Origin of the sequence: Bacillus sp. LUNF1, assembly GCF_011008975.1 — a bacterium.
GTDB classification, from domain to species: Bacteria; Bacillota; Bacilli; order Bacillales; family Bacillaceae; genus Bacillus; species Bacillus velezensis.
The window spans coordinates 3,821,557-3,846,759 of the sequence record NZ_CP048876.1; the positions used below are offsets into that span (position 1 = coordinate 3,821,557).

General features: G+C 46.2%; 25 protein-coding genes and 2 pseudogenes. 6 read left to right on the plus strand and 21 right to left on the minus strand.

Features of this window, described 5'->3' with window-relative positions:
- Positions 1–27: 27 nt before the first annotated feature.
- The 5 genes from deoC to G4O42_RS19010 all read right to left on the minus strand — a co-directional run bounded on the left by deoC (position 28) and on the right by G4O42_RS19010 (position 3,613).
- Entirely contained in the window at positions 28–696 is a 669-nt protein-coding gene (gene deoC, locus G4O42_RS18990; RefSeq protein ID WP_032875581.1) for a deoxyribose-phosphate aldolase, read from the minus strand.
- Positions 697–786: 90 nt separating this feature from the next.
- Positions 787–1,728: a DNA-binding transcriptional repressor DeoR gene (locus G4O42_RS18995; RefSeq protein ID WP_032875578.1), complete on the minus strand. Its 942-nt coding sequence runs from the start codon at positions 1,726–1,728 to the stop codon at positions 787–789.
- A gap of 70 nt (positions 1,729–1,798) precedes the next feature.
- Positions 1,799–2,611, minus strand: a complete 813-nt coding sequence (gene yidA, locus G4O42_RS19000) for a sugar-phosphatase (RefSeq protein WP_015240895.1) — start codon at positions 2,609–2,611, stop codon at positions 1,799–1,801.
- 68 nt (positions 2,612–2,679) lie between these two features.
- The gene (locus tag G4O42_RS19005; RefSeq protein WP_015240896.1) at positions 2,680–3,204 is read right to left on the minus strand and encodes a hypothetical protein; all 525 of its coding nucleotides are present in this window, start codon (positions 3,202–3,204) and stop codon (positions 2,680–2,682) included.
- Positions 3,194–3,613, minus strand: a complete 420-nt coding sequence (locus G4O42_RS19010; RefSeq protein WP_032875574.1) for a lipocalin family protein — start codon at positions 3,611–3,613, stop codon at positions 3,194–3,196. The genes G4O42_RS19005 and G4O42_RS19010 overlap by 11 nt, the downstream gene beginning before the upstream one ends.
- A gap of 111 nt (positions 3,614–3,724) precedes the next feature.
- Between G4O42_RS19010 and G4O42_RS19015 the strand changes: the two genes are divergently transcribed.
- The gene (locus G4O42_RS19015; RefSeq protein WP_032875571.1) at positions 3,725–4,111 is read left to right on the plus strand and encodes a hypothetical protein; all 387 of its coding nucleotides are present in this window, start codon (positions 3,725–3,727) and stop codon (positions 4,109–4,111) included.
- A 160-nt stretch (positions 4,112–4,271) separates the two neighbouring features.
- A pseudogene (locus tag G4O42_RS19020) lies at positions 4,272–4,633 on the plus strand (hypothetical protein).
- 50 nt (positions 4,634–4,683) lie between these two features.
- Here the strand turns inward: G4O42_RS19020 and G4O42_RS19025 are convergent.
- Positions 4,684–5,071 (minus strand): annotated as a pseudogene (locus tag G4O42_RS19025) (hypothetical protein).
- 126 nt (positions 5,072–5,197) lie between these two features.
- On the opposite strand from G4O42_RS19025, the gene G4O42_RS19030 reads away from it, so the two are divergent.
- Positions 5,198–6,160: an iron-hydroxamate ABC transporter substrate-binding protein gene (locus tag G4O42_RS19030; RefSeq protein ID WP_032875568.1), complete on the plus strand. Its 963-nt coding sequence runs from the start codon at positions 5,198–5,200 to the stop codon at positions 6,158–6,160.
- Between the two features lie 40 nt (positions 6,161–6,200).
- On the opposite strand, the gene G4O42_RS19035 is transcribed toward G4O42_RS19030, so the two are convergent.
- The 7 genes from G4O42_RS19035 to G4O42_RS19065 form a co-directional block, all read right to left on the minus strand.
- Positions 6,201–6,548: a YxeA family protein gene (locus tag G4O42_RS19035; protein WP_004393256.1), complete on the minus strand. Its 348-nt coding sequence runs from the start codon at positions 6,546–6,548 to the stop codon at positions 6,201–6,203.
- A gap of 13 nt (positions 6,549–6,561) precedes the next feature.
- Positions 6,562–8,430: an ABC transporter permease YxdM gene (yxdM, locus tag G4O42_RS19040; protein WP_032875565.1), complete on the minus strand. Its 1,869-nt coding sequence runs from the start codon at positions 8,428–8,430 to the stop codon at positions 6,562–6,564.
- A complete protein-coding gene (yxdL, locus tag G4O42_RS19045; RefSeq protein ID WP_032875562.1) occupies positions 8,405–9,178 on the minus strand; it encodes an ABC transporter ATP-binding protein YxdL in 774 nt (257 codons plus the stop codon). The genes yxdM and yxdL overlap by 26 nt, the downstream gene beginning before the upstream one ends.
- Before the next feature lie 144 nt (positions 9,179–9,322).
- Positions 9,323–10,300: a two-component system sensor histidine kinase YxdK gene (gene yxdK / locus G4O42_RS19050; RefSeq protein WP_032875559.1), complete on the minus strand. Its 978-nt coding sequence runs from the start codon at positions 10,298–10,300 to the stop codon at positions 9,323–9,325.
- Positions 10,297–10,986, minus strand: a complete 690-nt coding sequence (yxdJ, locus tag G4O42_RS19055; protein ID WP_032875556.1) for a two-component system response regulator YxdJ — start codon at positions 10,984–10,986, stop codon at positions 10,297–10,299. Before yxdJ ends, yxdK begins: the two co-directional genes overlap by 4 nt.
- A 149-nt stretch (positions 10,987–11,135) precedes the next feature.
- Positions 11,136–12,575 (minus strand): sensor histidine kinase, encoded by a 1,440-nt coding sequence (locus tag G4O42_RS19060; protein ID WP_032875552.1) that lies wholly within the window; start codon positions 12,573–12,575, stop codon positions 11,136–11,138.
- Positions 12,572–13,294, minus strand: a complete 723-nt coding sequence (locus G4O42_RS19065; RefSeq protein WP_007614840.1) for a response regulator transcription factor — start codon at positions 13,292–13,294, stop codon at positions 12,572–12,574. Before G4O42_RS19065 ends, G4O42_RS19060 begins: the two co-directional genes overlap by 4 nt.
- A 242-nt stretch (positions 13,295–13,536) precedes the next feature.
- Between G4O42_RS19065 and G4O42_RS19070 the strand changes: the two genes are divergently transcribed.
- Genes G4O42_RS19070 through G4O42_RS19080 form a run of 3 tightly spaced genes read left to right on the plus strand, consistent with a single transcriptional unit; the run spans position 13,537 to position 15,954 of the window.
- Positions 13,537–14,448: an ABC transporter ATP-binding protein gene (locus G4O42_RS19070; protein ID WP_007614842.1), complete on the plus strand. Its 912-nt coding sequence runs from the start codon at positions 13,537–13,539 to the stop codon at positions 14,446–14,448.
- Complete coding sequence (locus tag G4O42_RS19075; protein WP_032875549.1) at positions 14,445–15,203, plus strand: ABC transporter permease; 759 nt, start codon at positions 14,445–14,447, stop codon at positions 15,201–15,203. Before G4O42_RS19070 ends, G4O42_RS19075 begins: the two co-directional genes overlap by 4 nt.
- Positions 15,204–15,219: 16 nt before the next feature.
- Positions 15,220–15,954 carry an ABC transporter permease gene (locus tag G4O42_RS19080; RefSeq protein ID WP_223204429.1) on the plus strand — a complete coding sequence of 245 codons (735 nt, stop codon included), beginning with the start codon at positions 15,220–15,222 and terminating at the stop codon, positions 15,952–15,954.
- A 314-nt stretch (positions 15,955–16,268) separates the two neighbouring features.
- On the opposite strand, the gene iolJ is transcribed toward G4O42_RS19080, so the two are convergent.
- The 8 genes from iolJ to iolC form a co-directional block, all read right to left on the minus strand.
- Positions 16,269–17,141 carry a 6-phospho-5-dehydro-2-deoxy-D-gluconate aldolase gene (iolJ, locus tag G4O42_RS19085; RefSeq protein ID WP_032875546.1) on the minus strand — a complete coding sequence of 291 codons (873 nt, stop codon included), beginning with the start codon at positions 17,139–17,141 and terminating at the stop codon, positions 16,269–16,271.
- A 20-nt stretch (positions 17,142–17,161) separates the two neighbouring features.
- Positions 17,162–17,998, minus strand: a complete 837-nt coding sequence (iolI, locus tag G4O42_RS19090; protein WP_032875544.1) for a 2-keto-myo-inositol isomerase — start codon at positions 17,996–17,998, stop codon at positions 17,162–17,164.
- An 87-nt stretch (positions 17,999–18,085) separates the two neighbouring features.
- Positions 18,086–18,955 (minus strand): sugar phosphate isomerase/epimerase family protein, encoded by an 870-nt coding sequence (locus tag G4O42_RS19095; protein WP_032875540.1) that lies wholly within the window; start codon positions 18,953–18,955, stop codon positions 18,086–18,088.
- A 19-nt stretch (positions 18,956–18,974) separates the two neighbouring features.
- Positions 18,975–20,009 (minus strand): bifunctional inositol 2-dehydrogenase/D-chiro-inositol 1-dehydrogenase, encoded by a 1,035-nt coding sequence (gene iolG, locus G4O42_RS19100; RefSeq protein WP_032875537.1) that lies wholly within the window; start codon positions 20,007–20,009, stop codon positions 18,975–18,977.
- A 22-nt stretch (positions 20,010–20,031) separates the two neighbouring features.
- Positions 20,032–21,327, minus strand: a complete 1,296-nt coding sequence (locus G4O42_RS19105; RefSeq protein ID WP_032875534.1) for an MFS transporter — start codon at positions 21,325–21,327, stop codon at positions 20,032–20,034.
- Positions 21,328–21,339: 12 nt separating this feature from the next.
- Positions 21,340–22,236: a myo-inosose-2 dehydratase gene (iolE, locus tag G4O42_RS19110; RefSeq protein ID WP_032875530.1), complete on the minus strand. Its 897-nt coding sequence runs from the start codon at positions 22,234–22,236 to the stop codon at positions 21,340–21,342.
- Positions 22,237–22,251: 15 nt separating this feature from the next.
- Positions 22,252–24,165 (minus strand): 3D-(3,5/4)-trihydroxycyclohexane-1,2-dione acylhydrolase (decyclizing), encoded by a 1,914-nt coding sequence (gene iolD, locus G4O42_RS19115; protein ID WP_032875527.1) that lies wholly within the window; start codon positions 24,163–24,165, stop codon positions 22,252–22,254.
- A gap of 24 nt (positions 24,166–24,189) precedes the next feature.
- The gene (iolC, locus tag G4O42_RS19120) at positions 24,190–25,182 is read right to left on the minus strand and encodes a 5-dehydro-2-deoxygluconokinase (RefSeq protein ID WP_032875524.1); all 993 of its coding nucleotides are present in this window, start codon (positions 25,180–25,182) and stop codon (positions 24,190–24,192) included.
- Between the last annotated feature and the right edge of the window lie 21 nt (positions 25,183–25,203).

Here is a 25,203-nt window from a genome sequence, read left to right on the forward strand (position 1 = left end):
GGAAGCTTTCAGCTTCCGCACTGCTGATTAATAGTCGCTGCTGCCGCTGTCTCCGCCGCTCACGATAGAGACGCCCGCACTTGCGCCGATCCGGCTCGCGCCCGCAGCGATCATGCTGTCAACATCAGCTTTTGTTCTGATGCCGCCTGATGCTTTGACCCCGATGTCCGGTCCGACTGTTTTTCTCATAAGAGCGATATCTTCAGCCGTTGCCCCGCCTGTAGAAAAACCGGTAGACGTTTTGACGAAATCGGCGCCTGCTGATACCGCTAAGCGGCACGCGCGCTCTTTTTCTTCATCTGTCAAAAGGCATGTTTCGATGATCACTTTGACGAGCGCTTTTTTATCAGCTGCTTCAACTACCGCGCGGATATCAGCTTCAACCACTTCATCATCGCCGTCTTTTAATGCGCCGATATTGATGACCATGTCAACCTCAGTGGCTCCTTTTGAGATGGCATCCTTCGTTTCAAATGCTTTTGTTTCCGATGTCGTTGCGCCGAGAGGAAATCCGATAACGGTGCAAACGTCAACTCCCGTGCCCTTCAGTTCCTCCGCTGCGAGTTTGACCCAAGTTGGGTTTACACAAACGGAAGCGAATTTATATTCTTTTGCTTCTTTTATCAGTTGTAAAATATCTGCTTTTTGTGTATGCGGTTTCAAAGCAGTATGGTCTATTTGACTTGCAATTGACATTGTATGCACTTCCTTTTTCCTAGGATACGTTTAGAATAACCGAATTTTGAACATATGTAAATTGGTAATTGAAATTATGTTCATGAATTGTCACAATTCTTGAATGAGTTTTTTGGCCGTATGCTGATCGGTAATCAAAACGTTGGCGTACTTTCCTCTCAGGGCACCGTGAATGGCCTTGCATTTTCTGCTGCCGCCCGCCACCAGAATCGAACGCTCTTTCATTTTCAAGTCGCTGAGCTCGACTCCGATCGTCCGGCCGTTAATGCTGCTGCTGCAAATCCTGCCTTCCGCGTCAAAAAAGCGCGAACAAATATCGCCGACTCCGCGTGCTTTCAGTAATTGTTTCTCTTCTTCCCGGAAATAGCCGAGTCTGAAAAGCAGCGCCTCATCCCGGACGGTTCCGACCGTAAACAGGGCGATATTAGCTTGTCTGCCCATTTCAATGATCCGCTTAATATGTCTGTCCCGATCGACCATCTGTTTCACATCGGCGCTGTCAAATATAACCGGCAGCGGCAAATACCTCGGCATCGTCTGAAATGCTTCGGCGAACAGCTGAATCGTTTCTGACGAATACGTATTGACATTGGAATGACTGATGCCGCCTTTCAACTGCACAACTTCAACGCTCTTTACCTGCTTCGGCTCCATGCGGCTTGCGATCTGGTACATCGTCGTCCCCCAGCTTACGCCGAGTATATCGCCGTCCTTTACGGTTTTATGCATATAGTCTGCGCCATAGCGGCTTAAGTAATGTGTAATGGCCTGGTAATCGTCGCTTGGAGAAAAGACGACGTGCGCCTCAAGCAGCCCGTATTTTTCTTCCAGCTTCGCGCCGAGTTCGTCCAGATCCTCAAATGGGTCCATGACGCGAATTTGCACATACCCTTTTTCCTTTGCGTACTGAAGCAGCCTTGAAACGGTAGGGCGTGACAGATTAAGCCGTTCGGCGATCTGCTGCTGGCTGTAATCTGATTGATAATATAGTTTTGCCGCTTCTATGCTGAGCTGCTGTTTTTCACGATCCATGTCGCGCCTCCCCTCTCCGCTTATCATATCACCAAAACACGCGGTAAAAAAGCACCCTCTCATGGGGTGCCTATTTTTTCAGCACAAGCTCCTGAATCGCATGCGCCACGCCGTGTTCGTTATTTGATTTTGTTTCAAAATCGGCAATCTCCCTTACTTCCGGGATGGCATTGGCCATTGCCACACCGCAGCCGGCCCACTGAATCATGGACATGTCGTTGCCGTTATCGCCGATTGCCATGACGTCTTTCTGTTCAATGCCGAGTTTTTCGGCCAGCAGCTTAACCGCGTTTCCTTTACTGACTTTCGGGTGAAGAATCTCATGGAAGAATGGCGCACTTTTGACCATTGTGTATGTTTCTTTGAATGATTCCGGAATGGAAGCGATCGCTTTCTCCAGCTTGTCCGGATCGTCAATGAACATGACTTTCGGAATCAGAATATCCTTCGGCACTTCATCGATCGTGCGGAAATGAAGCGGCACTTTCGTAATGTATGATTCGTATACCGTGTATTCACTGATATCCCGGTTCGGCGTGTACAGATTGGCTGTGTCAAAGTAATGCATCGGAGTATCCAGCTGTAAGCTCAGCTCGTAAAGCGACTTCAAATCCTCATAACCTAATGACTGCTCGGCCACGACACCGTTTGTATACGTATTTTGGACGAGTGCGCCGTTATAGGCAATCACAAAGTCGCCTTCTTCCTGTAAGTTCAGCTCTTCCAAATACCGACGCACGCCGCCGATCGGCCGGCCCGTGCACAGGACGATATTGACCCCTTCCGCTTTGGCGGCATCAAGCGCCCCGCGGACTTCAGCCGTCACTTCATGATGATCGTTTAGTAGTGTTCCGTCCATATCTATTGCGATTAACTTGTACATCCTGCATCTCCTTTGTATCCTTTTCTTCTTATGCTTTCATCATATCGTTTTTTCGTTTCAATGAAAAATCAAACGGACGAGTTTCTCCGCCTTCTCTTCGTATACCGGGCCTGCCTCCGGATGCGGGGCCGTCTTTTCCCCTTGTCAGCTTGTTCGCCGCCGTCATCTGTTTTCTGCTTCAAGAGCATCAGCCCCGCCGCAAAGAAAGGGACGGCCGCTATGTCCAGAAGGGCAAGCTTTATTCCCATCGCTGCGGGAAAGTATGCCCATAATGAACGGCTGTTCCGCCTGATCATGATATAAGAAACGATTTCCAGCAGGATAAACAGAGCGTTCACCCACAAGTAAATGAGCATTGCCGCAAACAGAAACAGCAGAAGCGTATTCCGCAGCGTGCCGGAAAACAGAAGAGCGCGCATCATATCAAAGAATGAAAAAGACTGCATGCTGCCGTTGACGACATTGGGATTGTAAATGGTAAAACGCCCGAACTGATCAAAAAGCATAAAAAATAACCATAACAGTGAAAACCATTGAATGATATGTACGATGACACCCGTCAAAACGAGTCTGTCGGCAGCCTTATTTCTCATGTGCATCCTCCCCGCCGGTTTTTATTCTTGTCATTGTTTTTGTTTCTCCGTATATCTTCCAAATGAGCGTACCGTTTTTTCCTCTTTTCAACGTGCTTTTGACGGGGTGCGGATGTCCGAGGTATTCAATCTCGATCGTTCCGTCCGTGTTTTGTGAGATCACCTTGTACACATCCGAGGGCATGGGAACCTCGCCGCGGCCTTTAATGACCTGCTTTGTCAGCACGCTGTCTTTCGTAAACGTGACGGTTTCAGATCTGACCCCGTCCATCGGGCCCGGTTTCAGCCCCGCATCCCATGTCCCGTAATAAAAAGGGGTATCGTCTGCTTTCTTTTGCGAGCAGCCTGTTATCATGACGCATCCGAAAACAAGAACCGTCATGATGAAAATCCGTATGTTCCGCAACATGATCACCTTCCTTTGAAGCTTTTTTTACGTCTGTAAGTTAGGCGGATGCCGTGGCACTGTGCAATTGACTACATAGTGTATAAAGACTTCACTAGATAAGGAGAATGATGAATGAACCCATATCAGTACTACACCCCGACTGCCTATTTCCCTCAGCAGCAGGAATACGAAGTGAACCGCGTTGAGTATGAGCCGTATCAGCAGCAGGAAAGCTATTATTATGCGCCCCCTCAGTCCGAAGAGCGGCAGCCGACGGCTTTAGAACGGAGAGTCGCCCAGCTTGAAAGACAAAACGCCCAGCAATCGAGAGAGCTCACCCGCCTCTCAAATGAAGACCAGCGCCAAAACCGGGAAATCACGCGTATGAATGAGCAGATCAGACGGCTGAGCCAGTCCATTGATATCCATACCCGCCGCTTAAACCGTTTGAATCAGCGCCTGCGCGCAGTCGAAAACAGACTCAATATTCCTTTTCAAGCTACAGAAGGCGGCTTCTGAGAAAAAGGGCCGGAATACAAAGCTCGACAGGCCATCCCGAGCCTTGTATTCCGCTCTGTACATAATAGGTAAATATTTGAATCCTTTTCTTGCATGAATGCCTCTCCAATTCTTTCACATGATAAATGTGTAAAATCAATCACTCCGGGAGGTCTTCATGATGTACCAAAACCAATACAGCGGAAATCAGCTGCAGCAATGCCGCCAAACAGCACAGCAGCTTATTCAGCAGACACAGCAAAGCAGTCAGCAGTACAAGCAAATGCTCCAGCAGGAACAGCAAAACATTCAAATGCTTCAGCAGATGCTTAACCATGAACAGCATGCCGTTCATACCATTCAGCAAGCGCTGCAGGGGCATGAAGGGCCATTCAGAAATGCCAGCAAATCGTAAATGTGTGCAATCAGCTTCAGCAGGAAGTAAGCGGACACATGCCTGCACCGATGGCGAACACTAATGTTTCTTCATTCCCGCAAACACAGCATCACACACCGTTTCAGCAGCATTCATACCAGCAATAGGCCGGTCATGCAAATGACAAAGCGCGAGATACCGGCTTTGTCATTTGTTTTTATCTCTGTTTTGTCAGATCAATGCGATGAGCGGGTTTTCCGCCGAATTTTGCTTCAGCCTCATGCCTTACCGCTTCAAACGCTCTTGCTTCGACGTTTTGTTTAAACACATCAAGCTGTATTAAATAAGCCGCCCGCACTTTCAGCCCGTGGATAATGGAGATGATCCATAAAGGCAGCACGATATACACGCCCGGCGTGCTCGGCAGCACAAAAGCAATTGCTAATAAAATAGATAAGTCCGTATTTCAGCCATTTTTTGTTCTTGGCCCGGTAGCCGATATAGAAAAAGGCCAAGAAAGCGGTCAGCGCAAACGGCGCAAAAGTCAGCAGCAGCCACCAGCTGTGCAGCACTTCCCACCAAATCCCTCTTTTCGTAATCAACATTCATTCCTCCTTTACTACTATAACATGGATAATCAAGGAAGGTTTTCTATAAAAAACATAGACGGAATGACGACTTCCTGCTATATTAATAATGATAATCATTATCACTGAAATAGGGGGATCATTATGAAGAAACAATCATGGCTGATCGGCCTGGCACTTCTGCTTGTTTTCGCATTAAGCGCTTGCAGCGGCGCGAAGGAGAACAACGGATCGGCATCAGGCAAAGGAAAGACAGACATGCGTACATATGAATCAACAAAAGGAAATATTGACATACCCGCACATCCGAAACGGATCGTCACTGACTTTTATGCAGGTGAGCTGCTGTCCGTTGACGCAAATGTCGTCGGGGCGGGCTCATGGACTTTCAAAAATCCGTTTATCAAAAAACAGCTGAAAAACATTACTGACATCGGCAATCCCGTCAATGTGGAGAAAGTGATGCAGCTGAAGCCTGATTTAATCGTGCTGATGAAGGAAGACCAATACGAGAAACTATCAAAAATCGCGCCGACGATTGTCATTCCTTTTAACACCGCAAAGAATACGAAAGATACGGTCAGCCTATTCGGCGACATTGCCGGAGCGAAGGATAAAGCCAAAAGCTTTATGGCAGACTTCAACAAAAAAGCCGAAGCGAATCAAAAGCGCCTCAAAAACGTGATCGGCAAAGACGAGACAGTCGGCCTTTATGAAACGACGGATAAAGGCGAGATCTGGGTTTTCAATGACAATTCCGGCCGCGGCGGCCAAGCCGTTTATAACGCGCTCGGATTGAAAGCGCCGGCCAAAATTGAAAAAAACATCATGAAAACGGGCGCCATGAAACAGGTTTCCCAAGAGGTCATCCCTCAATATGCGGCTGATTATATGTTCATTACCGATTACAATCCGAATGGAGAAAGCAACACATTTGAGCGTCTGAAAGATTCATCCGTTTGGAAAAATCTCGATGCCGTAAAACACAATCGTGTCTTTATTAACGATTTCAACACCTTCTATCCGTATGACCCGATTGCCGTCAGCAAACAGATGGATATCATCACCGACATGCTGATCAAACGGGCTGAAGAAAATAAAAAATAAAAAAAGCGGCACAGTCATGACACTGTGCCGCTTTTCATGTTCACTTTAATTTTGACTGTACGGAGCCCGGCATATCTTCAAATCTGACTTCTTCCCAGGTCTCGACATACTTTCCTTTCGCCTTCACCTTCAAATACGCGTTCTTTCGAAGGTCTTTCCCGGCGAAAAAGGTCACTTCTTCTTTTTTCCCGGATGCATTATATCCGTCTAATGTATACTCAGTACCGCCCGGGCTAAGATGTTTGCCATCTCGATCAATCTGCACATAGACATCTTGCTGGTGAATAAACGGATTAAATCTGTCTGTAACATCATTATGAAAAAAGAGAAGTCCGTATATGACGGCAGCGGCCGCCAAGACGGCCAGGATTGCCAATGCTTTTTTCATCTGTGCACTCCCCTTACTTGTTCATTTTTTTCAAATAGCTTGTCCGCACCGCGAGGAAGAACAGAAGCTGAAAGATGAAAAACCCTCCGATGGTCAGACTGAGCGGCCCCGCTACATCGGAATAGCCTTCCACGGCCAATGTTCTCAAAGCAAACAGCGTATGCATGACGGCAATGACAAATGGGAAGAAGAACAAAATCGCCAATTGTATCGTTACGCTTTGTGCCATTTCACGCTCACTCAGGCCAATTTTGGCCAGTGAACGGTAGCGCTCCCGGTCTTCATCTAAATCGGTGAACAGCCTGAAATATAAGAAACTTGCTGCCGCGACAAAGAAGACGATCGCGATAAACAGGCCGATGAATAAACTCAGGCTCGGCAGCTGCACCGTATCATAGTACGTCCCAGCTTTTGCCATAAAATCAGAATGGACGTCGATATAGTTGCCGTAAATCTCATTTTTCAAGGATTGGCTGATCCCTAGACTGTCTTTCCAATGATCATAGCTGTAGCCGTATAATGACGCTTTCTCACCGAGTGATTTCAGCTGATCAAAGGTTTGATCGTTCACCGCGATGATGGCATTCAATGAGATCAGCGGTTTTTTGACTTCTTTTACCGTCAGTTTTTGGTCAGACGGCTTGCCTTTTTGGTTCAGCAGCTTCAGCTGATCCGGCGCTTCGTTTTTGAAATTGCGGTCATACGTGCCCGGGAAATAGACGGCCTCGCCATGTTTCAGGCCGTTTAGATTAACATGGAAGTACTTCGCCGCCTCCGATTCGCTGATCATGTAAACAGGCGGAACAGTATCCCCTTTCTGATAGCGGACATAGGAAACATCTATTTTGTCTTTCTTATACGTAAAGCCGTGTGTTTTCAGTTCATGGTCAATATCTTTCAAATGAGTCTGTTCTTTTGGATTATTGCTGAAAGATACATACTCCATCTCATAGGCGGACTCTTCTGCTCCGACGGTCGATTTGTACATCGCGAGCACGCCTGTCGCAGTAAACGCTACCGCGGAAATAATGCTGACGATAAAGAACAGGCGGGCGTTGTCTTTTAAACGATAGACAAGGTCAGAAACCCAAATGACATTTTTCCCGCGCAGATAAAAGGTTTTCCACTTCTTCAGCGCGCGCAGAATCCAGATGCTGCTTTGGCTGAAAAAGAAATACGTGCCGATAACGGTAAGCAGTAAAATGATGAACGGCTCGATCCCGTGGACATTGCCTTTTAAAACCATGCCGTACCCGCCGCAAAGACAGGCGATGCCGAATAAGGACAGAAGCACGGACGGCTTCGGCTCCGGCTTGATCTTGTCAGTGCCCTTTATTAATTTGATCACCGTATTTGATCTGACAAAAAGGATCGTGAACTGCGATAAAAGGAAAAATAAGAGCAGAAATCCGCCGGCCGTAATACCGAGCGCTTTCCAAGGCATGTACAGAGGCAGCGCGTCCATTTCTAAAATATAAGCGCCGACCGTAAAGAACGTTTTCGAAAAAATGAAGCCTCCGATAATCCCGGCTGCGATCGACATGACGCCGATGATCATGTTTTCCGCCGTAATGAGCTTTCTCAGCTGCACCGGCGTGATGCCCTGCATCAGCAGAATACCGAATTCTTTATTTCTCGATTTCAAAAATGCGTTAACCGAATACAGAACAAATAAGAAAGAAAAAACAAAGATCATCCATTCCGCGGCGGTTAAGCCTTTTCTGGCGATGTTATTCAGGTAGCCTTCCTTTAGTGCCGGATGAAACAGGAACATCGCAAAGGTAAAGAAAATCAAAACGGAAAAAGCGCTGCTCAAGAAGAATGCAAGATAGGCCCTTTTGTTTCTCGTGACGTTTTTATAAGCGAACTGAAGAAAGGTCATTTGCGTTTCCCCCCAGCATAGACAGCACATCGAGAATTTGTTCATAAAAGACTTGGCGGTTTTCCCCGCGGTAAATCTCATTAAACAGTTCGCCGTCTTTTATAAAGATGACGCGGCGGCAGTAGCTTGCCGCAACCGGATCGTGGGTCACCATCAAAGCCGTGACATGATCATCCTGATTCAGGCTCTGCATCGTTTCCATGACGTCTTTTGACGCTTTGGAATCAAGGTTTCCCGTCGGTTCATCGGCCAGAATGAGTGACGGCTTATGAATGACCGCCCTTGCGATGGCGGCCCGCTGGCGCTGTCCGCCGGATACTTCAAACGTCCGTTTGTTGAGCAGGTCTTCGATTCCGAGCTTTGCCGCGATGCCGTGCAGTTTTTCTTCCATGACAGACGGCGCTTCTTTTTCAAGCGTTAACGGCAGCATGATATTTTCACCGACGGTCAGTGTGTCCAGAAGGTTGAAATCCTGAAACACAAATCCGAGCTGCTTGCGGCGGAAATGAGCGAGCTTTGTCCGCTTCAGCCGGTGCGGGTTTTCTCCGTGAATCAGGATATCGCCTGAATCCGGACGGTCAATCGTTGAAATGATATTCAAAAGCGTTGTTTTTCCGGACCCGGATGGCCCCATCACCGCCGTGAACCCGCCTTCTTCTATTGAAAACGAAATTTGTTTTAAAGCTTGATAGGACACTTGTCCTTTATAGGTTTTATTTATATGTTTGACTTCAAGCATATTCGCCATGAAAATCCTCCTTATGGTTTTATTCTTGTTAATCTGGGCTGCTTTCATGTAGCGCCGGGGCGTTCAGCATAAAAAATCCCCTTGACATAAATCCATGTTATCAAGGGGAAACAGAACGAGCTATGTTGTTTTCTTAACGCAGTCTTACATTTTTGTAAGAAATGAAAATCGGACCGATGTCCCTTCACCGGCGGAAGAAGTGATGTCCACCGTATGATTGAGCTTGCCCGTAATTTCTTTGACGAGATGGAGGCCGATTCCCGTAGATTCTTGGAAACGCCGTCCGTTTTCACCGGTGTAATAAGGATCAAACACCCGCTTGATGTCCTGCGAGGGAATCCCGACACCGTAATCTTTGACTTCAAGCACCGTCCTGTCTTCATCGCGGAAGACATTCAGCTCCAGTCTGTCACTCTTGCCTGCCGAATACTTGACCGCATTTGTGACCACTTGGCCGATCGCAAATTTGAGCCATTTCGCATCGGTGTAAATCTGATGATCATCGCGAATATCCATTTTCGGATAGACGCGGTATTGAATAAAAAATCGTTTATAGCTTTGAATGACCGATTGGAGAAGCTCTGCTAAGGAAACCGCTTCAACTTTAAAATCCCGCTCAAACAGGTCGAGCCTTGATGAATAAAGAAGCGTCTCCAGCCCGAATTCAATCTGCCGGACTTCTTTTTTGATTTGTTCAAAGACGGGCTCATCCTCTTCCTGAATGATTAAATTAATGACTGACAGCGGCGTCTTTACTTGGTGCACCCATTGGTTCATATACGTCACCCGCGCGTCAAGCTTGGCTTCGGTCTCATGGAGCTTCTGGTGCTGCAGCCGGATCAGCTCCATCTGCTTTTCATACAGCTCTGAACAGAATACTGAAGAACCGAGATACGGGATGTCCGTCCCTTCCTGCTCCGAGCTGAGCCAATGATACACGCCGCGGTCTTTGTACCAGCGGTAGGCAAGATAACCCGCCAAAATAAGAAGCTGCACGCCCAATATGTAAAACAGGTGGGAAAAAGAATGAAGACCCGCAAACCAGTAATAAAAGAAGACAAACAGCCCTTGAAGGAGAAAAAGCAGAATCAGCACGGCATGAGACCGGAGAAACAGCTTCATGACAGCGCCCTCAGCTGGTAGCCTTCGCCCCGCACCGATTCAATGGAAACAGGCGCATTCAGCTCCCGCAGTTTTTTTCTGAGCCGCGTGATATACACGTTAAGTGTATTATCATCGACGAAAATGTCGGTGTCCCACGTTTTTTCCATGAGACGGTCCCGACTCGTCACCTTTTCTCCCCGCTCAAGCAGCACTTCTAAAAGCTTGCTTTCTTTTTTAGAAAGCTCGCTTTTTTCGTCCTGAAAGCGCAGTTCAAACCGTTCCACAAAGAGCTGCACACCGGCATATTCAACCACTTTCTCTCCCTGCTTGGCGGCGTACTCTCCGTATGCCCTGCGGATCTGGCTTTTGATTTTCGCCAGCACAATATCATAAGAAAACGGTTTTTCGATATAATCATCTCCGCCGTTTTCAATCGCCATCACTTGATCCATTTCCCCGCTTCTGGCTGAGATGAAAATGATCGGGCTTGTAGAATGCTGGCGGATCTGGCGGCACCAATAATAGCCGTCATAAGACGGCAGATTGATATCAAGCAGCACCACATCAGGCTTTTCCCGCAAAAAAACATCAAGAACAGCCGTGAAATCCGCGGCGGCCACGGTTTGATATCCGTATTTTTCAAGGTAATTCTGCAATAGTCCGCGAATGTCTTCACTATCTTCCACAATCATGATTTTATTCATGCAACCATCCTCCAAAAGGATACGGCTTTTCGGAGCCCTCATTATTTGATGCCCCCATCATAATGCTTTCATCGGTTCTCTGCAACATGAGAAAGCGGGCCTTTATAAAAGACCCGCTTCTCCCTTTCTCAATGTAAGATCGATTATTTCTAATTGACATTGTTATACTTAGATGGCGGACTCGGAAAGGTAATTTTAAATCTTGTGCCAATTCCCGGCTGACTATATATATCAATATTTCCCCCATGTGCCTTGATAATTTGCTGAGCAATAGCCATTCCTAATCCAGTCCCTGAGTTATTTGACGTAGCGCTTGTCCCTCTGAAATACCGATCAAATAAACATTCGACCGTCTCTTCGTCCATTCCTATCCCATCGTCTTCTATTATAATTTGTATTTCATTGTCATGTAACACGTCCTGATATAATATGACCTTTATTTTAGTGCCCGGAGGATTATGTTTAATACAATTAGCAATCAAGTTTTCAACTGCGCGCTTTAGGTACCTTTCATCCATATTAAAAAGTATCTTATTGTGACTGGATTCTATAGCGAATCTCTTATTTTCTGACTCCGGTAGCAACTTCATTTTTTCTAAAGTGTCATGAATTACTTTCACTACGTTTTTTTCTTCAAGATCGATTGGAAGCGACTCATTTTTCAATTGAAAAGTTAAGTTGAAATCTTCAATCAGCTTTTCCATATATTCGACACGTTCTTCCATTATTAAGGAAAAATCACGCACTTGCTGATTTTCCCACTCATATTCATTTGAAGATAAAAGAACCGTATATCCCTTAATAACCGAAAGAGGGGTTTTCAAATCATGTGAGACACCGGCCATCCACTCTTCTCGTGTCTTTTCCAATAATTCTCGCTCAGCCTTATTCCTTTGAAGCGTTGAGGTAAGTTCAGACAGAGCCTGCATTAATTCTTGATAGGTCTTATATCCAGATTTATTATGTCTATATTTGCTTGAATGAAACTTCCAATCATAAGGTTCTTCATATTTTTCTTTAGACAAATTCTCAATCCAAGATACAATAAACAGCAGGGGAGCACCTAGTTTTTTTCCGTAAAATATTGCAATTACAATCCCTGCCATAATAATAGAAACTATCCACAAGTTATTCACCCAATAGAAAAAAGGGTTATTTTTTTCCATCGGCTTTCCCAATACCCATGTTAAATCCTGATTGTTTTTCGTTTCGTACCACGTAGATAATTGATAACCTTTTTTGGCAGGATACATGTAATCTGATATTAACTCTCCAAGAATATAATGCTTAGGTATATTTTTAGGTTTATTAAAAGAAAAAACCTCATCTCCTTGTTCATCTAAAATTTGAATCCACATTCGGTTCTCTAATAAATCTTCTTTTGCTTTCGTATTTATTGAAAATTGTTTATCTGCAACAACTGTTTGGTCAACAATTTTTTTTAAGGATAAGTGCGGCGTTTCCATTTTATTCTGACCTAAGACGAGGCTGAAAAATATGATACTGCCCACAATGAGCAGACCCCAAATAAACATGAGTAAAAAAAGTCTCGATACGAAGTAAAATGCTATCCTATTTCTCAGCTTCAAAATAAATCCTCATCTATAGGCTCTGCTTCAAATATATAGCCCTGTCCTCGAACCGTTTTAATCCATCTTGGTCTGCTCGGGTCTTCTTCTAATTTTTCACGTAATCGTCTTACATGTACCATTACAGTACTATCTCCGCCGTAAAACTCCCCCCACACATCTTTATAAATTTGGTGTTTACTTAAAATTTGATTGGGATGTTCACAGAAATAAATCAGAAGTTTCATTTCCTGAGCAGGGCAATCGATTCTTGTCCCGTTAACAACAAGTCTTCCGGTATTGGGATCTATTTTAAAATGTTCATAATCGTATACCTGTTTTAGATGGTAAGAAGAAGAGATCTGAGTCGTTCTCTTTAATTGGGCTTTTACACGAGCTACAATTTCCAGTGGATTAAATGGTTTAGTAATATAGTCATCTCCCCCAAAACTAAACCCTTGCAATTTATCTAAATCTGTTGTTTTTGCTGTTAAGAAGAGTATCGGCACATTTGTATGGGAGCGTATTTTGCTGCATAAGGTGAAGCCATCAGTGTCCGGAAGCATGACATCTAACAAAATAATATTTGGAAGTTCCTGATCGATTTTCAGAAGGGTTTCGCTCCCTGTCATAGCTGTGGAAATATTGCTGAAACCTTCCTTTTCAAAGCAAGTTATTAATAAGTTTAAGATATGTTCGTCATCATCCACCATGAGGATTTTGTTCTCTTCTAACGTCATAAGTTATCCTCCTTTTTATTTCTTATTTTATATGAGATCAATGACATAAAGGTCGGAAAAGGAAAGAATTTAACTTTCGTTAAGGGTTCAGAATATTCTTTTGATATTTTAACCTTGATATTCAGGGATCAATATAACTACATACAGAAAATAAACAAGGGATGTCGTTAAGTGAATGTTTAGGAAGAGTTTCGTTTGTGTTTAAAGAACATCGCTTATGATAAAAGTGAGGTGAGAGACAAATGAATGATCAAATAGTGGTAACACACGATCTAACTAAAAAGTATAAAAAGCATACTTCTGTTGATGGATTAAACTTAAGGATGAGGCGCGGCGAAATTTATGGTTTTCTTGGACCGAATGGTGCTGGTAAAACAACAACCATCCGAATGTTATTAGGTTTAATTAAACCAACAAAAGGAAACATCGAAATCTTTGGCCAAAACCTAAACAAGAATCGTTTGCAGATATTGCAAAGAATCGGGTCACTGGTAGAATCTCCAACTTATTATGGTAATTTAACAGGTTACGAAAACTTAGAAGCTGTTAGGAGGTTACGAGGACTTCCGGAACAACGGGTCAATGAAGTATTGGAAACTGTAAGGTTATCTAAAGTAGCAAATCGACTGACTAAGGAGTATTCCCTTGGAATGAAACAACGTTTGGGAATTGCAGTTGCCCTGTTAAGCAGTCCTGATTTATTAATTCTGGATGAACCGACAAACGGTTTAGATCCATCCGGTATCCAAGAAATAAGAGAGCTAATTAAAGAATTGCCTAAATCGGGAATGAGTGTTATTGTATCCAGCCACTTATTGAGTGAAATAGATCAAATGGCTACTCAAGTGGGAATTATCAACAATGGAAGGATGATTTTTCAGGACTCGATTGCAAGTTTACATCAAAAACGAAAACCACTATTAAAAGTCGGTGTTAGTGACGTAATCGAAGCAAAAACAATACTAAACAGGAAAGGATTAAAGGTTGATTTACAAAAAAATTATTTGTGGCTGTCTCAAACAGAACCGGAATTTGTTTCAGAAATCAATTCCATACTTCTTCATTCAGGGCTGTCTGTATTTCGACTTGAAGAAAAGACACGATCACTTGAGGATATTTTTTTAGAATTAACCGGTACAGAGGGAAGTCTATGAAAAAGTTATTATGGGCAGATCAATTAAAACTGAAACGTTCGTCGTTATTGATTGTAGTCTTATTGGTTCCCTTACTCATTATAGCATATGAGTTGGTAAATCTTACTTATCGATCTGAATACGTGGAAAAACAAGCTGAAATGTTCCATGCTGGATCAATGTGGATGTATTTACTGTATGATAACAGTTTGTTATTTGGTCTGGGTTTTCCATTAGCCGCCACACTTTCTGCGTCAATAATAGCAAATATAGAGCATCAAGCAAACGGATGGAAGCAAACCCTTTCTTTTCCCGTATCTAGAATGCGAATTTATGTAAGCAAATTTATTTACTTAGTAGTCAGTTTATTTATTTCGTCAACAATCTTCTTGCTCGGCATGGTACTGCTGGGCAAACTGGTAGGTTTCGAAGGTAGTGTACCTTGGGGACTTTTGTTTGGAGATAGTTACAGCATGTTAGTTACAGTACTGCCTATAATGGCCTTCCAGATATGGTTATCTATGGTGTTTAGCAACCAGGCATTCTCAATTCTTGTAGGATCAGTATCATCTATAATGGGTTTGTTTTTGGCAGCTGCTCAATCAACGAGGTGGTTTCCACTGGCTTATCCTAGTCAATCTTCGACAGTCATTCTGCAGTATGAAGGGATAGGATATAACCCAGATCTTTCATCTTACCTTTGCATTAGCCTTTTCTTAGGGATAATTATATTATTTCTAGGCTCTATTCATTTTGCTAAACGGGATGCTTTGTAAAAAGGAGGCGAAATACTTGAAAAACATTTTATTTGTAGAACGTTTAAAGCTTAAGCGATCAAAGTTATGGATCATCTATTTATTAGGGCCTTTGTTAGGTGTATCCCTGGCATACACTAACTTTATTAAAAACTATAACCTTTTTATGAATCCTGGAGACAATCCCTGGGTAGAGGCTTGGACACAAGTTGCCTTATTTATGGGCCCTTTTGTATTGCCTATCGTAGTGGGAATTTTCGCCGCCCTTGTTTGCAGGGGGGAACATGTAGGAGGCGGTTGGAAACAGCTTCTAGCCTTACCAGTCAAACACTCAGATATCTTACTGGGAAAGTTTCTGACAGTGGTCCGCATGATATTCATTAGTATGTTCATTTTAATCCTCTTATTTATTGGATTCGGTTATATGTTAGGCATAAGCGGGACTCTTCCTTTACTTACAATTCTAGGTTATGGAATTAGAGGGATCTTAGCTTGTTTACCATTAATTTTATTGCAGCTTATTGTTTCAATCAGGTCTAAAACATTTGGCATACCACTCGCTGTTAGCATTGTTTTTACATTACCGGCCATTATTATTGCCAGTACACCATTAGGTCAAGTATATCCATGGACACAGCCTATGTTAGCAATGTCACCCGAAGATGAATCACCGATTCAATCAAGCTTCCTATTTTACTCAATTATGGTAATAACATGTCTCGGTCTCCTGGTTTACGGAATAAGAAATTTTACTAAACGAGACCTTACGTAGGGTATATGCGGTATAAACTTATGAGAATTCGAGACAAGGTAATAATGAAATCACTGCGAAAGATAAAGATACATGACTTATAGATTATTTTAACAAAAAAGACAGTTACCGACGTCATCGATAAAGAAAAGGAAAATAACGAATTCTAGTTTTCATAACTATAGTAAACGAGGGGGCAAGCTGTATACAATTCGCTTGGATTGAAAGTGCCTGAAAAGGTTGAACAGGTTGATTTGATTGTGATACTTTGGTGAAACGCGAGAAGGAAATAAACGGAAAGACGAAAGCACTCACGATGTTGTGAGTGCTTTTCATCAGCCGACCTGCTGCTTTACGGCTTTACCGGCTGATCCGAACTCTCTCATTTTGCTTCGCACCGTCTCTTCCACGGCTTCAATGCCGGGTGTCATGTAGCCGCGCGGTTCGTACAGATCGCTGTTTTTCTGAAACATGCGGCGTGTTTCGTCTGTCCAGGCTGCCATACATTCCGTATTGATATTGATCTTCGCGTGGCCGAGCGTGATGGCTTTTTTGATCTGATCCTGCGGAATCCCGGATGCTCCGTGAAGAACGAGAGGAATATCAGTCATGCGGGAGATAGCCTCCATTTCTTTAAATCCGAGATTCGGTTCACCTTGATATTTGCCGTGGACGGAGCCGAGGGCGGCGGCCAGCGCGTCGATATTGGTTTCTTTGACGATCCGCTCACATTCGGCGACATCGGCATAGCGGACACCGCCGACCAGCCCGTCTTCCATGCCGCCGACCGTACCGACTTCTGCTTCTACTGAGACGCCGTGCTTAGCGGCATAAGCGGTAACTTCTTTTGTCATCGCGATGTTCTCATCAATCGGATGATGGGAGCCGTCAATCATCACTGAGCTGAATCCGGCGTCAATGGCCTGTCTGCAGCGTTCCGCACTGCTTCCGTGATCAAGATGGAGCACGACGGGAACGGTAATCGCCATTTCTTCCATTAACGCGCCGACCATGGCGGAAATCGTTTTAAATCCGCCTAAATAGTCGACCAGACGATCGGAAGCCGCGGCGATGACCGGCGATTGCTCCTTTTGCGCCGCTTGCAGAATCGCCTTCGTCCATTGGAGGCCGTTGATATTAAACTGGCCGACTGCATAATGCTCCCGTTTCGCTTCTGCAAGAAGATGTTTCATGGTGACAAAAGCCATGTTCACCCCTCCTTTTTCCATTAGATATTGAAGTATTTTGATACGACGTCCACTGTTGTTTTTTTCGCTGTTTGAATGGCTTCCTCAGCACTCAGCTTATAGTATTCAGGGCGGAAGAGCTCAACCGATACAACATCTGAAAAACCGATTTCCTTCAGTGCTGATAAGTGGGCATCTAAGTCAATCGCCCCTTGTCCCGGCCAGACGCGGTCTTCATCCGTTAAAAAGCCGATCGGGAAGTCTTCTGTATCGTCGATATGATAGATGAAAATTTTCTTTCCGTCCGCCTGCTTCAAGCTCTCAATATTGGAGCCCATCGCGTGGAAATGGAAGCTGTCAAACACCAGTCCGACATTATCGCGGCCGACAGCGTTCACGATGTCATACGCCTGTTCAAATGTATTGACCGTACATTGCGGGTGGCCGACAAATTCAAGCGCGATTTTTACGCCGTACGGCTCCGCGATATCTGAAAGCTCAGTCAGCACCTCTACACTGCTCTTTTTGATCTCTTCTTTTACAATCTTCTGCTCTGTCACAAGCGGCACGGCCACCACATATTTCACGCCGAGCGTCCTGCAGGTTTCCATCATGCTTTTGAATTCCGAAATGATTTCCCTATAGCCCTTCTCATCACGGTTGTTGAAAAAAACCAATGCGTTCAGGGCAAGCGGTTTAATGTGATGGGTTCGAAAATATTCCGCCAGATCGGCCAGTGAATGGTCTTTTAAGTATTCCGGCAGCTTATCCATTGTGCGGATTTCAATATAATCATAGCCGTGCTTTTCGCACAGTTCTAAATCCTGTTTCAGGTTTGAATTCTCCAGCGTAGTCGCTTCATTAAAGCAAAGTTTCATGTCAGCCTCTCCCATCCGCGTTTTCGATATGAAGGGAGTCCGGCTGGAGGGCTTGTTTGCCCCGCTCCACCGAACTCCATACTCAGCTTATGCCATACCCAGTTCTTCCTTTAATTTCTTAAGCGTGGTCCGGCTTGATTCATCCGCTCTTTCGCCGACCCAAGCAAAAACGGCGTTCGTCGCGATTCCGTCGAATTTCATCTCTCTCATCTTTCTGAAAATCGTCTCAAAATCGACCTCGCCTTGCCCGATGTCCAAATGCTGGTGAACCGTTACTTTCGCGTCAGGCGGGTTGACGATGTAGCGCAGGCCATGCGCCGCTTTATGATTAAAAGTATCTGCAAATAAAACATGTGTGAGGCGGTCGCCGGCTTCATCAAACATGGTCGCAATATCGCCTTTTCCGTCATCATAGAAGAACGTATGCGCAGTCGAGTAGACAAGATTGATCCAATCCTTGTCAAGCGCGCGGATCATATCCATCGCGCCTTTGTGCGTTTCGATAAAATCATACGGGTGAGCTTGAAGATTGAGTTTAACGCCTTCTTTTTCAAAGACGGGCAGCAGTTCATCCATGGATTTGATGAATTTTTCTTCACTTGTCAACGGATCATATTTTGAACCGCTGAATTCACTGTTCATCAAATCCACTTCAAGTTCAACCGCAATTTCGATCGCCCGTTTCCAGTTGCGCACGGCGGCCTGTCGGCGGTCTTCATCAGGACCCGCCCAGTGGTAAAGCGGAAGAAGAGAAGACAGCTTCACACCTGTATCTTTTAAAAGGCGCTTCAATTGTTTGATTTTTGCTGAATCGACTTTCGGATATTTATAGAAAGGACAAAAATCCTCGCGCGGAGACAGTTCGATATATTCGTATCCGAGTTCCGCCGTTTTATAGACCGTTTCCTCCAAAGTTAAATCATCGCGGTACATGGATGGATCTAAGGCCAGTTTCATTTCTTTCACTCCCGATCTATTATTTGTTCACAGTCGTAAATGATTGGTAGAATGCCGGTTTCTCTTGAAGCGCCACTGGCTCTTTCTGGCCGGATTCCTGAGCTTTTACGCACGCGTCAGTTGTCACCGCGGCAATATAACCGTCCCATGCCGTCGGACCGCTGACTTCGCCTTTATTCCGGATCGAATCAATGAAGTCTTGAATTTCCACATCATACGCAGCCACAAATCGGCGCTGCCAGTCCATCAGGATATCGGTGCTGAATGTCCCTTCTTTTCTCAAGCTGATGCTTGACGGTTCCGGAAGCTTGATAACGCCGTCTTCCCCGACGATTTCACATTGAATGTCATAGCCGTATTTACAGTTCACGTAGATTTCGGCATTGATGACGATGCCGCCTTTTGTTTCGATGATGACCATCTGCGGATCTTTCAGATGCGGCAGCGCATTTTTTGATTTCTTCGGATAGATCACCTGTACGGATTCATAGTCGTCATTGACGAGCCAGTGGAGGACATCAATTTCATGAACGAGCGTATCGACGACGGCCATGTCCGTTGAATAATTCGATGCGACTGTCGGGTTGCGGTGCGCACAGTGAATCATCAGCGGCTCGCCGACCACGCGGTTGTCAATCGCTTCTTTCAGCTGAACGTAACCGCTGTCATATCTGCGCATGAAACCTACCTGCACCAATCGTTTTCCCGTCTTCATTTCTTCCTCGACAATGCGCATACAGCCTTCTGCCGTTGTCGCAAGCGGCTTTTCACAAAACACGTGCTTGCCGTGCTGAATCGCTTTCAAAACGCTGGACTCATGAGCCGGGCCCCAGCTTGTCACTAAGACGGCATCCACATTTTCAGCAGCGAGGAGGCTGTCGTCATCAGGATAAACGGAGGCGTTCAAATTGAAATCCTGAACGGTCTGCTGCGCGGCCTCCTGATTCACATCTGTGACAGCGGTAATTTCCGCACCTGACAGCTTATTTGTGATGCGGTTGATGTGCTCTTTTCCGATAGCACCGGTTCCGATAACACCTATACGTAAATTCATTGATCGCCACTCCTTCTGATAATCAAATAATGGTTCTCGTCTTTCTTTTCCCGCTGCCGTCCTGAGGAGCGCCGTACAGTTCCTCCTGTATCTGTTCAAGCGACTTGCCGGACGTATTCGGCGCGAAGACAAGCCCGATGATCATACTGGCCGTCACACATATGAGCAGAATACCGGCCATAAAACCGATGCCGAATTGTGACATGATGACCGGCACAAATAAACTCCAAATGCCGATTGAAATACGGACGAGAAAGAACATGAGCCCTTGTGCTGACGCTCTGTGTTCTGTCGGGAACAGCTCGCTTGCCCACAGCTGGTAGTTCGCCTGCTGGCCGGCTCCGTTATTGATGCCGATCGCTAAAACAAACAAAAGCAGCATCGGGAGTCCCCGAAACGGCAGCAAAAACAGCGACCAGCCGACAACGGCCATACATGCGCAGATTCCGAACACCGTTTTCCGATATTTATCTGCAAAAGGCATGAAGATACAGACGACGCCGAGCCCGGTGAAGATAAACAGGGCCATCTGCAGAATGTTGGCCGTATTTGCGGATACGCCGCCGACCTGCTGGTAGATGTACGGCATGAAGAATCCCATGACGCCCGCTGCGAGATTCCATACGAGAAACACACCCATTAAAAACAAAATGTTCTTGAAAAATTTCGGCTGAAGCAGGTCAAAATAAGATGTTTTTTTTACGGCAACAGGCCGCTCTTCACTGTTTTTCCAGGCATCCGACTCAGGTAAACGCTTTCTTATCACATATGTGATCAGGGCGATCACCAATAGATGCGCAAAGACAATTTTATTTCCTAAAAGCCCGAGGTCACCGACCAAAACGGATAACAGCAGAACCACAACGGCTCCGGCGGCCCACGCCACCTGCGCCACTCCGCAATGCCTCGCCCGGTTTTTCTCAGGGGCGTTTTCCGCGATAATGGTCCATGAAGCCGTAATATCCGCGCCTACAGAAATCCCGACAATCATGTATCCGCATAACAACATGGGAAAGTTGAATCCAAACAAAACCAAACAAATTCCTAAGGCGTAGACGAGCATACTGTTTGTGTATACAGCTTTTCGGCCGACCTTATCAGCCAAATACCCGCCGAGCAGCGCTCCGACGGCCGCTGATATCGCATTTGCGCTGAAGGCGCCGAGCAATCCGATCTGACTGTCGGACAGCTTCAAGTAGCTGACCCACATAGATAAACCCGCTGATCCTGCCACAATGGAACCTGCATCAATGTAATTTGCTAATGCTGCGGCGATAGTCCTTTTGCTGAAAGCTGATTCCGCCTTGGCACTATTCATATAAGTCCCCCTCTAATTTGCAGGATCAAGCAGTTCACTGTCGATGTACTTTCTCGCAATCAGCGCGTACTCAAGCGGATTGGCGACTGCCGGGTCTTGTTCGGCTTCGATGACGATCCAGCCTGAATAATCATGACGGACGAGCGCTCGGTACACTTCGGTAAAATCGATGCATCCGTCTCCGGGAACCGTAAAAATGCCTTGTAAAAACGACTGCCTGAATGACTTGCCTTCCTGTCTGCACCGCTCCATAATGTCAAACCGCGCGTCCTTGAAATGAACGTGTCTGATCCGATCCATATGCTTGTTGAGAATCGTCATATAGTCTCCGTCCGAGATATAGGCATGGCCGGTATCATATAGTAAATGGACATACCGCGGGTCCGTTCCATCCATCAGCCGGTCAACTTCTTCCGCCGTCTGGACGCCTGTGCCGAGATGATGATGAAACGTGAGATCCAGCCCGTATTCGTCAGCGATTTTCCCGAGACGGTTCAAGCCTTGGCACAGCGTATCCCATTCTTCATCTGAGAAGTGCGGTTTTTTCTTAAATACATCAATGTCCAAGCCTTGAACACTGTACGTCTGTTCAGAAACGGTGGCGACATCCGCTCCGACTTTCTGCAAATAATCACAGTGTTCTGTAAATTGTTCAGCCGTTTTTTCAATACCGTCTTGTATGATAAAGCTGCTGAACCATTTCCCCGCAATCCGCAAGTTCCGGAGAGCCAGCTCCTTATTGAGGACGGAGGGTTCAGGGAAAAACCCTCCCACTTCCGTACCTTGAAAGCCGGCGACAACAATATCGCTTAACAAATGCTGCAGCGTATTCCCGGCTCCGATTTCCGGCATATCGTCATTGCGCCACCCAATAGGAGCGATGCCCCACAGAATATCTTGTTTGCCCATCGTGATGCCTCCCCTCTAGTACTGCTTCGCAGACTTCAGCTTCGTCTCTTTCGCTTCGTATGCCCGCTGAACGCTTTCCTGCTCTGACACTTCCGCCACGCCGACATGCCACCAGCTGTCATAGCCGTCCGTCATCGTTTTCGGCAGAACCTTCATTTCAATTAAAGTGGATACATCTTGCGTTTTCGCATCTTCAAGCGCCGCTTTCAGTTCTTCAACCGTATTGGCTCTGTAAGTTTTAGCGCCGTAGCCCTCTGCCACCTTCGCGTAATCAACGTTTAAAATCTGATTGTCCTCGGTGCGGAACTCGCAGAAATAACTGCCGCTCCCGTGATCCATCTGCAGGTTGTTGATACAGCCGAATCCCGAGTTGTCAAAGAGCAGGACATTGATTTTTTTGTTATATTGAAGCGCGGTAATCAGCTCTGAGTGCAGCATCAGAAAGCTTCCGTCACCGACGAGAGAATAGACTTCTTTGTCGGGATGAGCCAGCTTGAGGCCGAGTGTGCCCGATACTTCATACCCCATGCAGGAATAGCCGTACTCGAGGTGGTACGTATTCGGGACGTTGGAATGCCACAGCCGCTGCAAATCTCCCGGAAGAGACCCCGCCGAGCTGATGACGACGCTGTCTTCAGGAATCGTGTCATTGATGGTCAACAGCGCCGTTGTCTGCGGCAGCTCAGTCTCGAGCGCGTCGGCATACTCGTTTAACACGTCCTGTGAGAAATGGTTTTTAATTTCCGGTTTGAACGCGTCACGTGTAAAAGTGACCTTGCCGAGCCGGTCCCGTTCAGCCAGCCATTCATCTTTCCAATCTTTAATCGCCGTGCCGAATGCACTTTTATATCCGTCTAATAAGCCGTGCAGCCTGCCGAGCGTCACTTTCGCATCGGCTACGACCTGAAACGCGTCAAGCTTGTAAGCCTGCATGCGGCTGACATTGATATTCAAAAATTTTGCTTTGTCAAAATCAAACGCCGTTTTCGAGGATGTCGCAAAGTCCGTGTACCGTGTGCCGACACCGATGATCAGATCAGCCTGGCGGGCGGCTTTGTTTGCGGCGAGTGTGCCCGTGATGCCCATGCCGCCAAGATTGTTGGCGAAATCAGCTTCAACCGTTGACTTGCCGGCCTGCGTTTCGACAAGCGGAATGCCGTATGTTTCAGAAAGCGCGATTAATTCCTCACGCGCGCCGGAGTACTTCGCGCCTCCGCCCACTAAAATGACGGGACGGCTGCTCTCCTTAATTCTCTCTGCGGCGCCTTTCAGCTCACGCTCGCTCGGCTGCATCCGGTCAATGTAATGAACGCGTTTTTCAAAGAAGCTTTCATCAAAATCAAATGCTTCTCCCTCTACATCCTGAGAAATGCAGATGGTCGCCGGACCCGCTTTTGCCGGATCTGTCATCACTTCAAATGCCCGGATTAAGCTGCTCATCAGCTGCTCGGGGCGGGTGATGCGGTCCCAATAGCGGGACACGGGCTTTAACGCATCGTTTGTCGTGACGGCGGCACTGTATTCCTGCTCCACCTGCTGAAGCACCGGGTCAGGCTGCCTCGTCGCAAAGGTATCGGCCGGAAGCAGCAGCACCGGGATATGATTGGCCAGCGCCGTACCCGCGGCAGCCGTCAAGTTAGCGGCACCCGGACCGACCGAAGTCGATACCGCGTAAATTTTTCTTCTCAGCATCTGCTTGCTGTATGCCATCGCGGCATGCGCCATGCCTTGTTCGTTTTTGCCTTGATAGACTTTCAGGTGCCCGGCGTCCTGCTCAAGCGCCTGCCCGATCCCCAACACATTTCCATGGCCGAAAATCGTGAAGATGCCCTCAACGAACGGCTCTTCTTTTCCGTCAACATGAATGTACTGCCGGTTCAAGAATTTTATCAGCGCTTGTGCTGTCGTTAAGCGAATTGTATTACCCACAAACGATCCCACCTTTTATACGTTCTATTTACCGTTAAGACTGTGCTGCGCTTCAATCAGTTCGATGATTTCACCGGCAGCCGGCATTGCTTCTGAGGAGCTGTGTCTGCTGACGACGATGGAAGCGGAAGCGCTCCCGTATTTTAAAGCCGTTTCAATATCCCGGCCGCTGACAAGTCCGTAGATGAAGGCTGACGCATAGGAATCACCCGCTCCGAAGGTCTTCAGCACCTTTGTTTTATAGGCATGCGCCCGGAAAACTTCTCCCGATCTGCTGTATGCGTATGATCCGTCAACGCCATGCTTAATGACGACAAGATCAGCGGAGTGGGCAAACAAATAGCGGACGGTTTCATCGTTATCTCCGCCGCTGCGGTTTTCCATTACGTCAAATTCGTCACGCGTACCGATGACGATATCGGATTGTTCCGCCGCCAGCGTGTAGTACACGGCTGTTTCTTCTGCCGATTGCCATGTATACGGACGGTAGTCGAGCTCAAACACGACTTTTACGTCATGTTTTTTTGCGATATGCACCGCTTTTAAGACGGCTTCGCGCGACGGGCTTTTCGCAAGCGCCGTACCTGAAACGAGCAGCATTTTCGCGTTTGCGATGTAGCCTTCATTGACTTCGGACGGCTCAAGATACAAATCCGCCACGTCATCCCGGTACATCAGAATGCTGCACTCTTCGGGACTGAGAATTTCCGTAAAAGCGAGCCCGGCTTTGCGCCCTTCTCTGTCAACGGTCATTTGTGACGTATCAACGCCCTTTTCCTGCATATAGGAAACGATGAATCTGCCGTGCTGGTCATCCGGGATTTTGCCGATAAAACCTGCTTTTAATCCGAGCTTGGCGCTGCCGATCGCAATATTTGCCGGGGAGCCGCCGACATATTTAGAAAACGTCATCGTTTCTTCCATCGGCCGGTTGTATTCCGCCGCGTTCAAATCAATACACGCGCGTCCGATCGCGACAATATCAAACTCTTTTTCTTCATTAAACGTATATTTCATCGTTATCTGCCACTCCTCACT

What these genes read in the sequence shown, in the direction of transcription:
- iolG (WP_032875537.1), bottom strand. Translation starts at nt 20,009, where the DNA reads ATGAATTTACGTATAGGTGTTATCGGAACCGGTGCTATCGGAAAAGAG.
- G4O42_RS19105 (WP_032875534.1), bottom strand. Translation starts at nt 21,327, where the DNA reads ATGAATAGTGCCAAGGCGGAATCAGCTTTCAGCAAAAGGACTATCGCC.
- G4O42_RS19095 (WP_032875540.1), bottom strand. Translation starts at nt 18,955, where the DNA reads ATGAAACTGGCCTTAGATCCATCCATGTACCGCGATGATTTAACTTTG.
- G4O42_RS19035 (WP_004393256.1), bottom strand. Translation starts at nt 6,548, where the DNA reads ATGAAAAAAGCATTGGCAATCCTGGCCGTCTTGGCGGCCGCTGCCGTC.
- G4O42_RS19030 (WP_032875568.1), top strand. Translation starts at nt 5,198, where the DNA reads ATGAAGAAACAATCATGGCTGATCGGCCTGGCACTTCTGCTTGTTTTC.
- yxdJ (WP_032875556.1), bottom strand. Translation starts at nt 10,986, where the DNA reads ATGAATAAAATCATGATTGTGGAAGATAGTGAAGACATTCGCGGACTA.
- G4O42_RS19015 (WP_032875571.1), top strand. Translation starts at nt 3,725, where the DNA reads ATGAACCCATATCAGTACTACACCCCGACTGCCTATTTCCCTCAGCAG.
- G4O42_RS18995 (WP_032875578.1), bottom strand. Translation starts at nt 1,728, where the DNA reads ATGGATCGTGAAAAACAGCAGCTCAGCATAGAAGCGGCAAAACTATAT.
- yxdK (WP_032875559.1), bottom strand. Translation starts at nt 10,300, where the DNA reads ATGAAGCTGTTTCTCCGGTCTCATGCCGTGCTGATTCTGCTTTTTCTC.
- iolE (WP_032875530.1), bottom strand. Translation starts at nt 22,236, where the DNA reads ATGGGCAAACAAGATATTCTGTGGGGCATCGCTCCTATTGGGTGGCGC.
- yxdL (WP_032875562.1), bottom strand. Translation starts at nt 9,178, where the DNA reads ATGGCGAATATGCTTGAAGTCAAACATATAAATAAAACCTATAAAGGA.
- G4O42_RS19070 (WP_007614842.1), top strand. Translation starts at nt 13,537, where the DNA reads ATGAATGATCAAATAGTGGTAACACACGATCTAACTAAAAAGTATAAA.
- iolI (WP_032875544.1), bottom strand. Translation starts at nt 17,998, where the DNA reads ATGAAACTTTGCTTTAATGAAGCGACTACGCTGGAGAATTCAAACCTG.
- G4O42_RS19010 (WP_032875574.1), bottom strand. Translation starts at nt 3,613, where the DNA reads ATGTTGCGGAACATACGGATTTTCATCATGACGGTTCTTGTTTTCGGA.
- iolC (WP_032875524.1), bottom strand. Translation starts at nt 25,182, where the DNA reads ATGAAATATACGTTTAATGAAGAAAAAGAGTTTGATATTGTCGCGATC.
- deoC (WP_032875581.1), bottom strand. Translation starts at nt 696, where the DNA reads ATGTCAATTGCAAGTCAAATAGACCATACTGCTTTGAAACCGCATACA.
- G4O42_RS19065 (WP_007614840.1), bottom strand. Translation starts at nt 13,294, where the DNA reads ATGACGTTAGAAGAGAACAAAATCCTCATGGTGGATGATGACGAACAT.
- iolJ (WP_032875546.1), bottom strand. Translation starts at nt 17,141, where the DNA reads ATGGCTTTTGTCACCATGAAACATCTTCTTGCAGAAGCGAAACGGGAG.
- yidA (WP_015240895.1), bottom strand. Translation starts at nt 2,611, where the DNA reads ATGTACAAGTTAATCGCAATAGATATGGACGGAACACTACTAAACGAT.
- G4O42_RS19075 (WP_032875549.1), top strand. Translation starts at nt 14,445, where the DNA reads ATGAAAAAGTTATTATGGGCAGATCAATTAAAACTGAAACGTTCGTCG.
- G4O42_RS19005 (WP_015240896.1), bottom strand. Translation starts at nt 3,204, where the DNA reads ATGAGAAATAAGGCTGCCGACAGACTCGTTTTGACGGGTGTCATCGTA.
- yxdM (WP_032875565.1), bottom strand. Translation starts at nt 8,430, where the DNA reads ATGACCTTTCTTCAGTTCGCTTATAAAAACGTCACGAGAAACAAAAGG.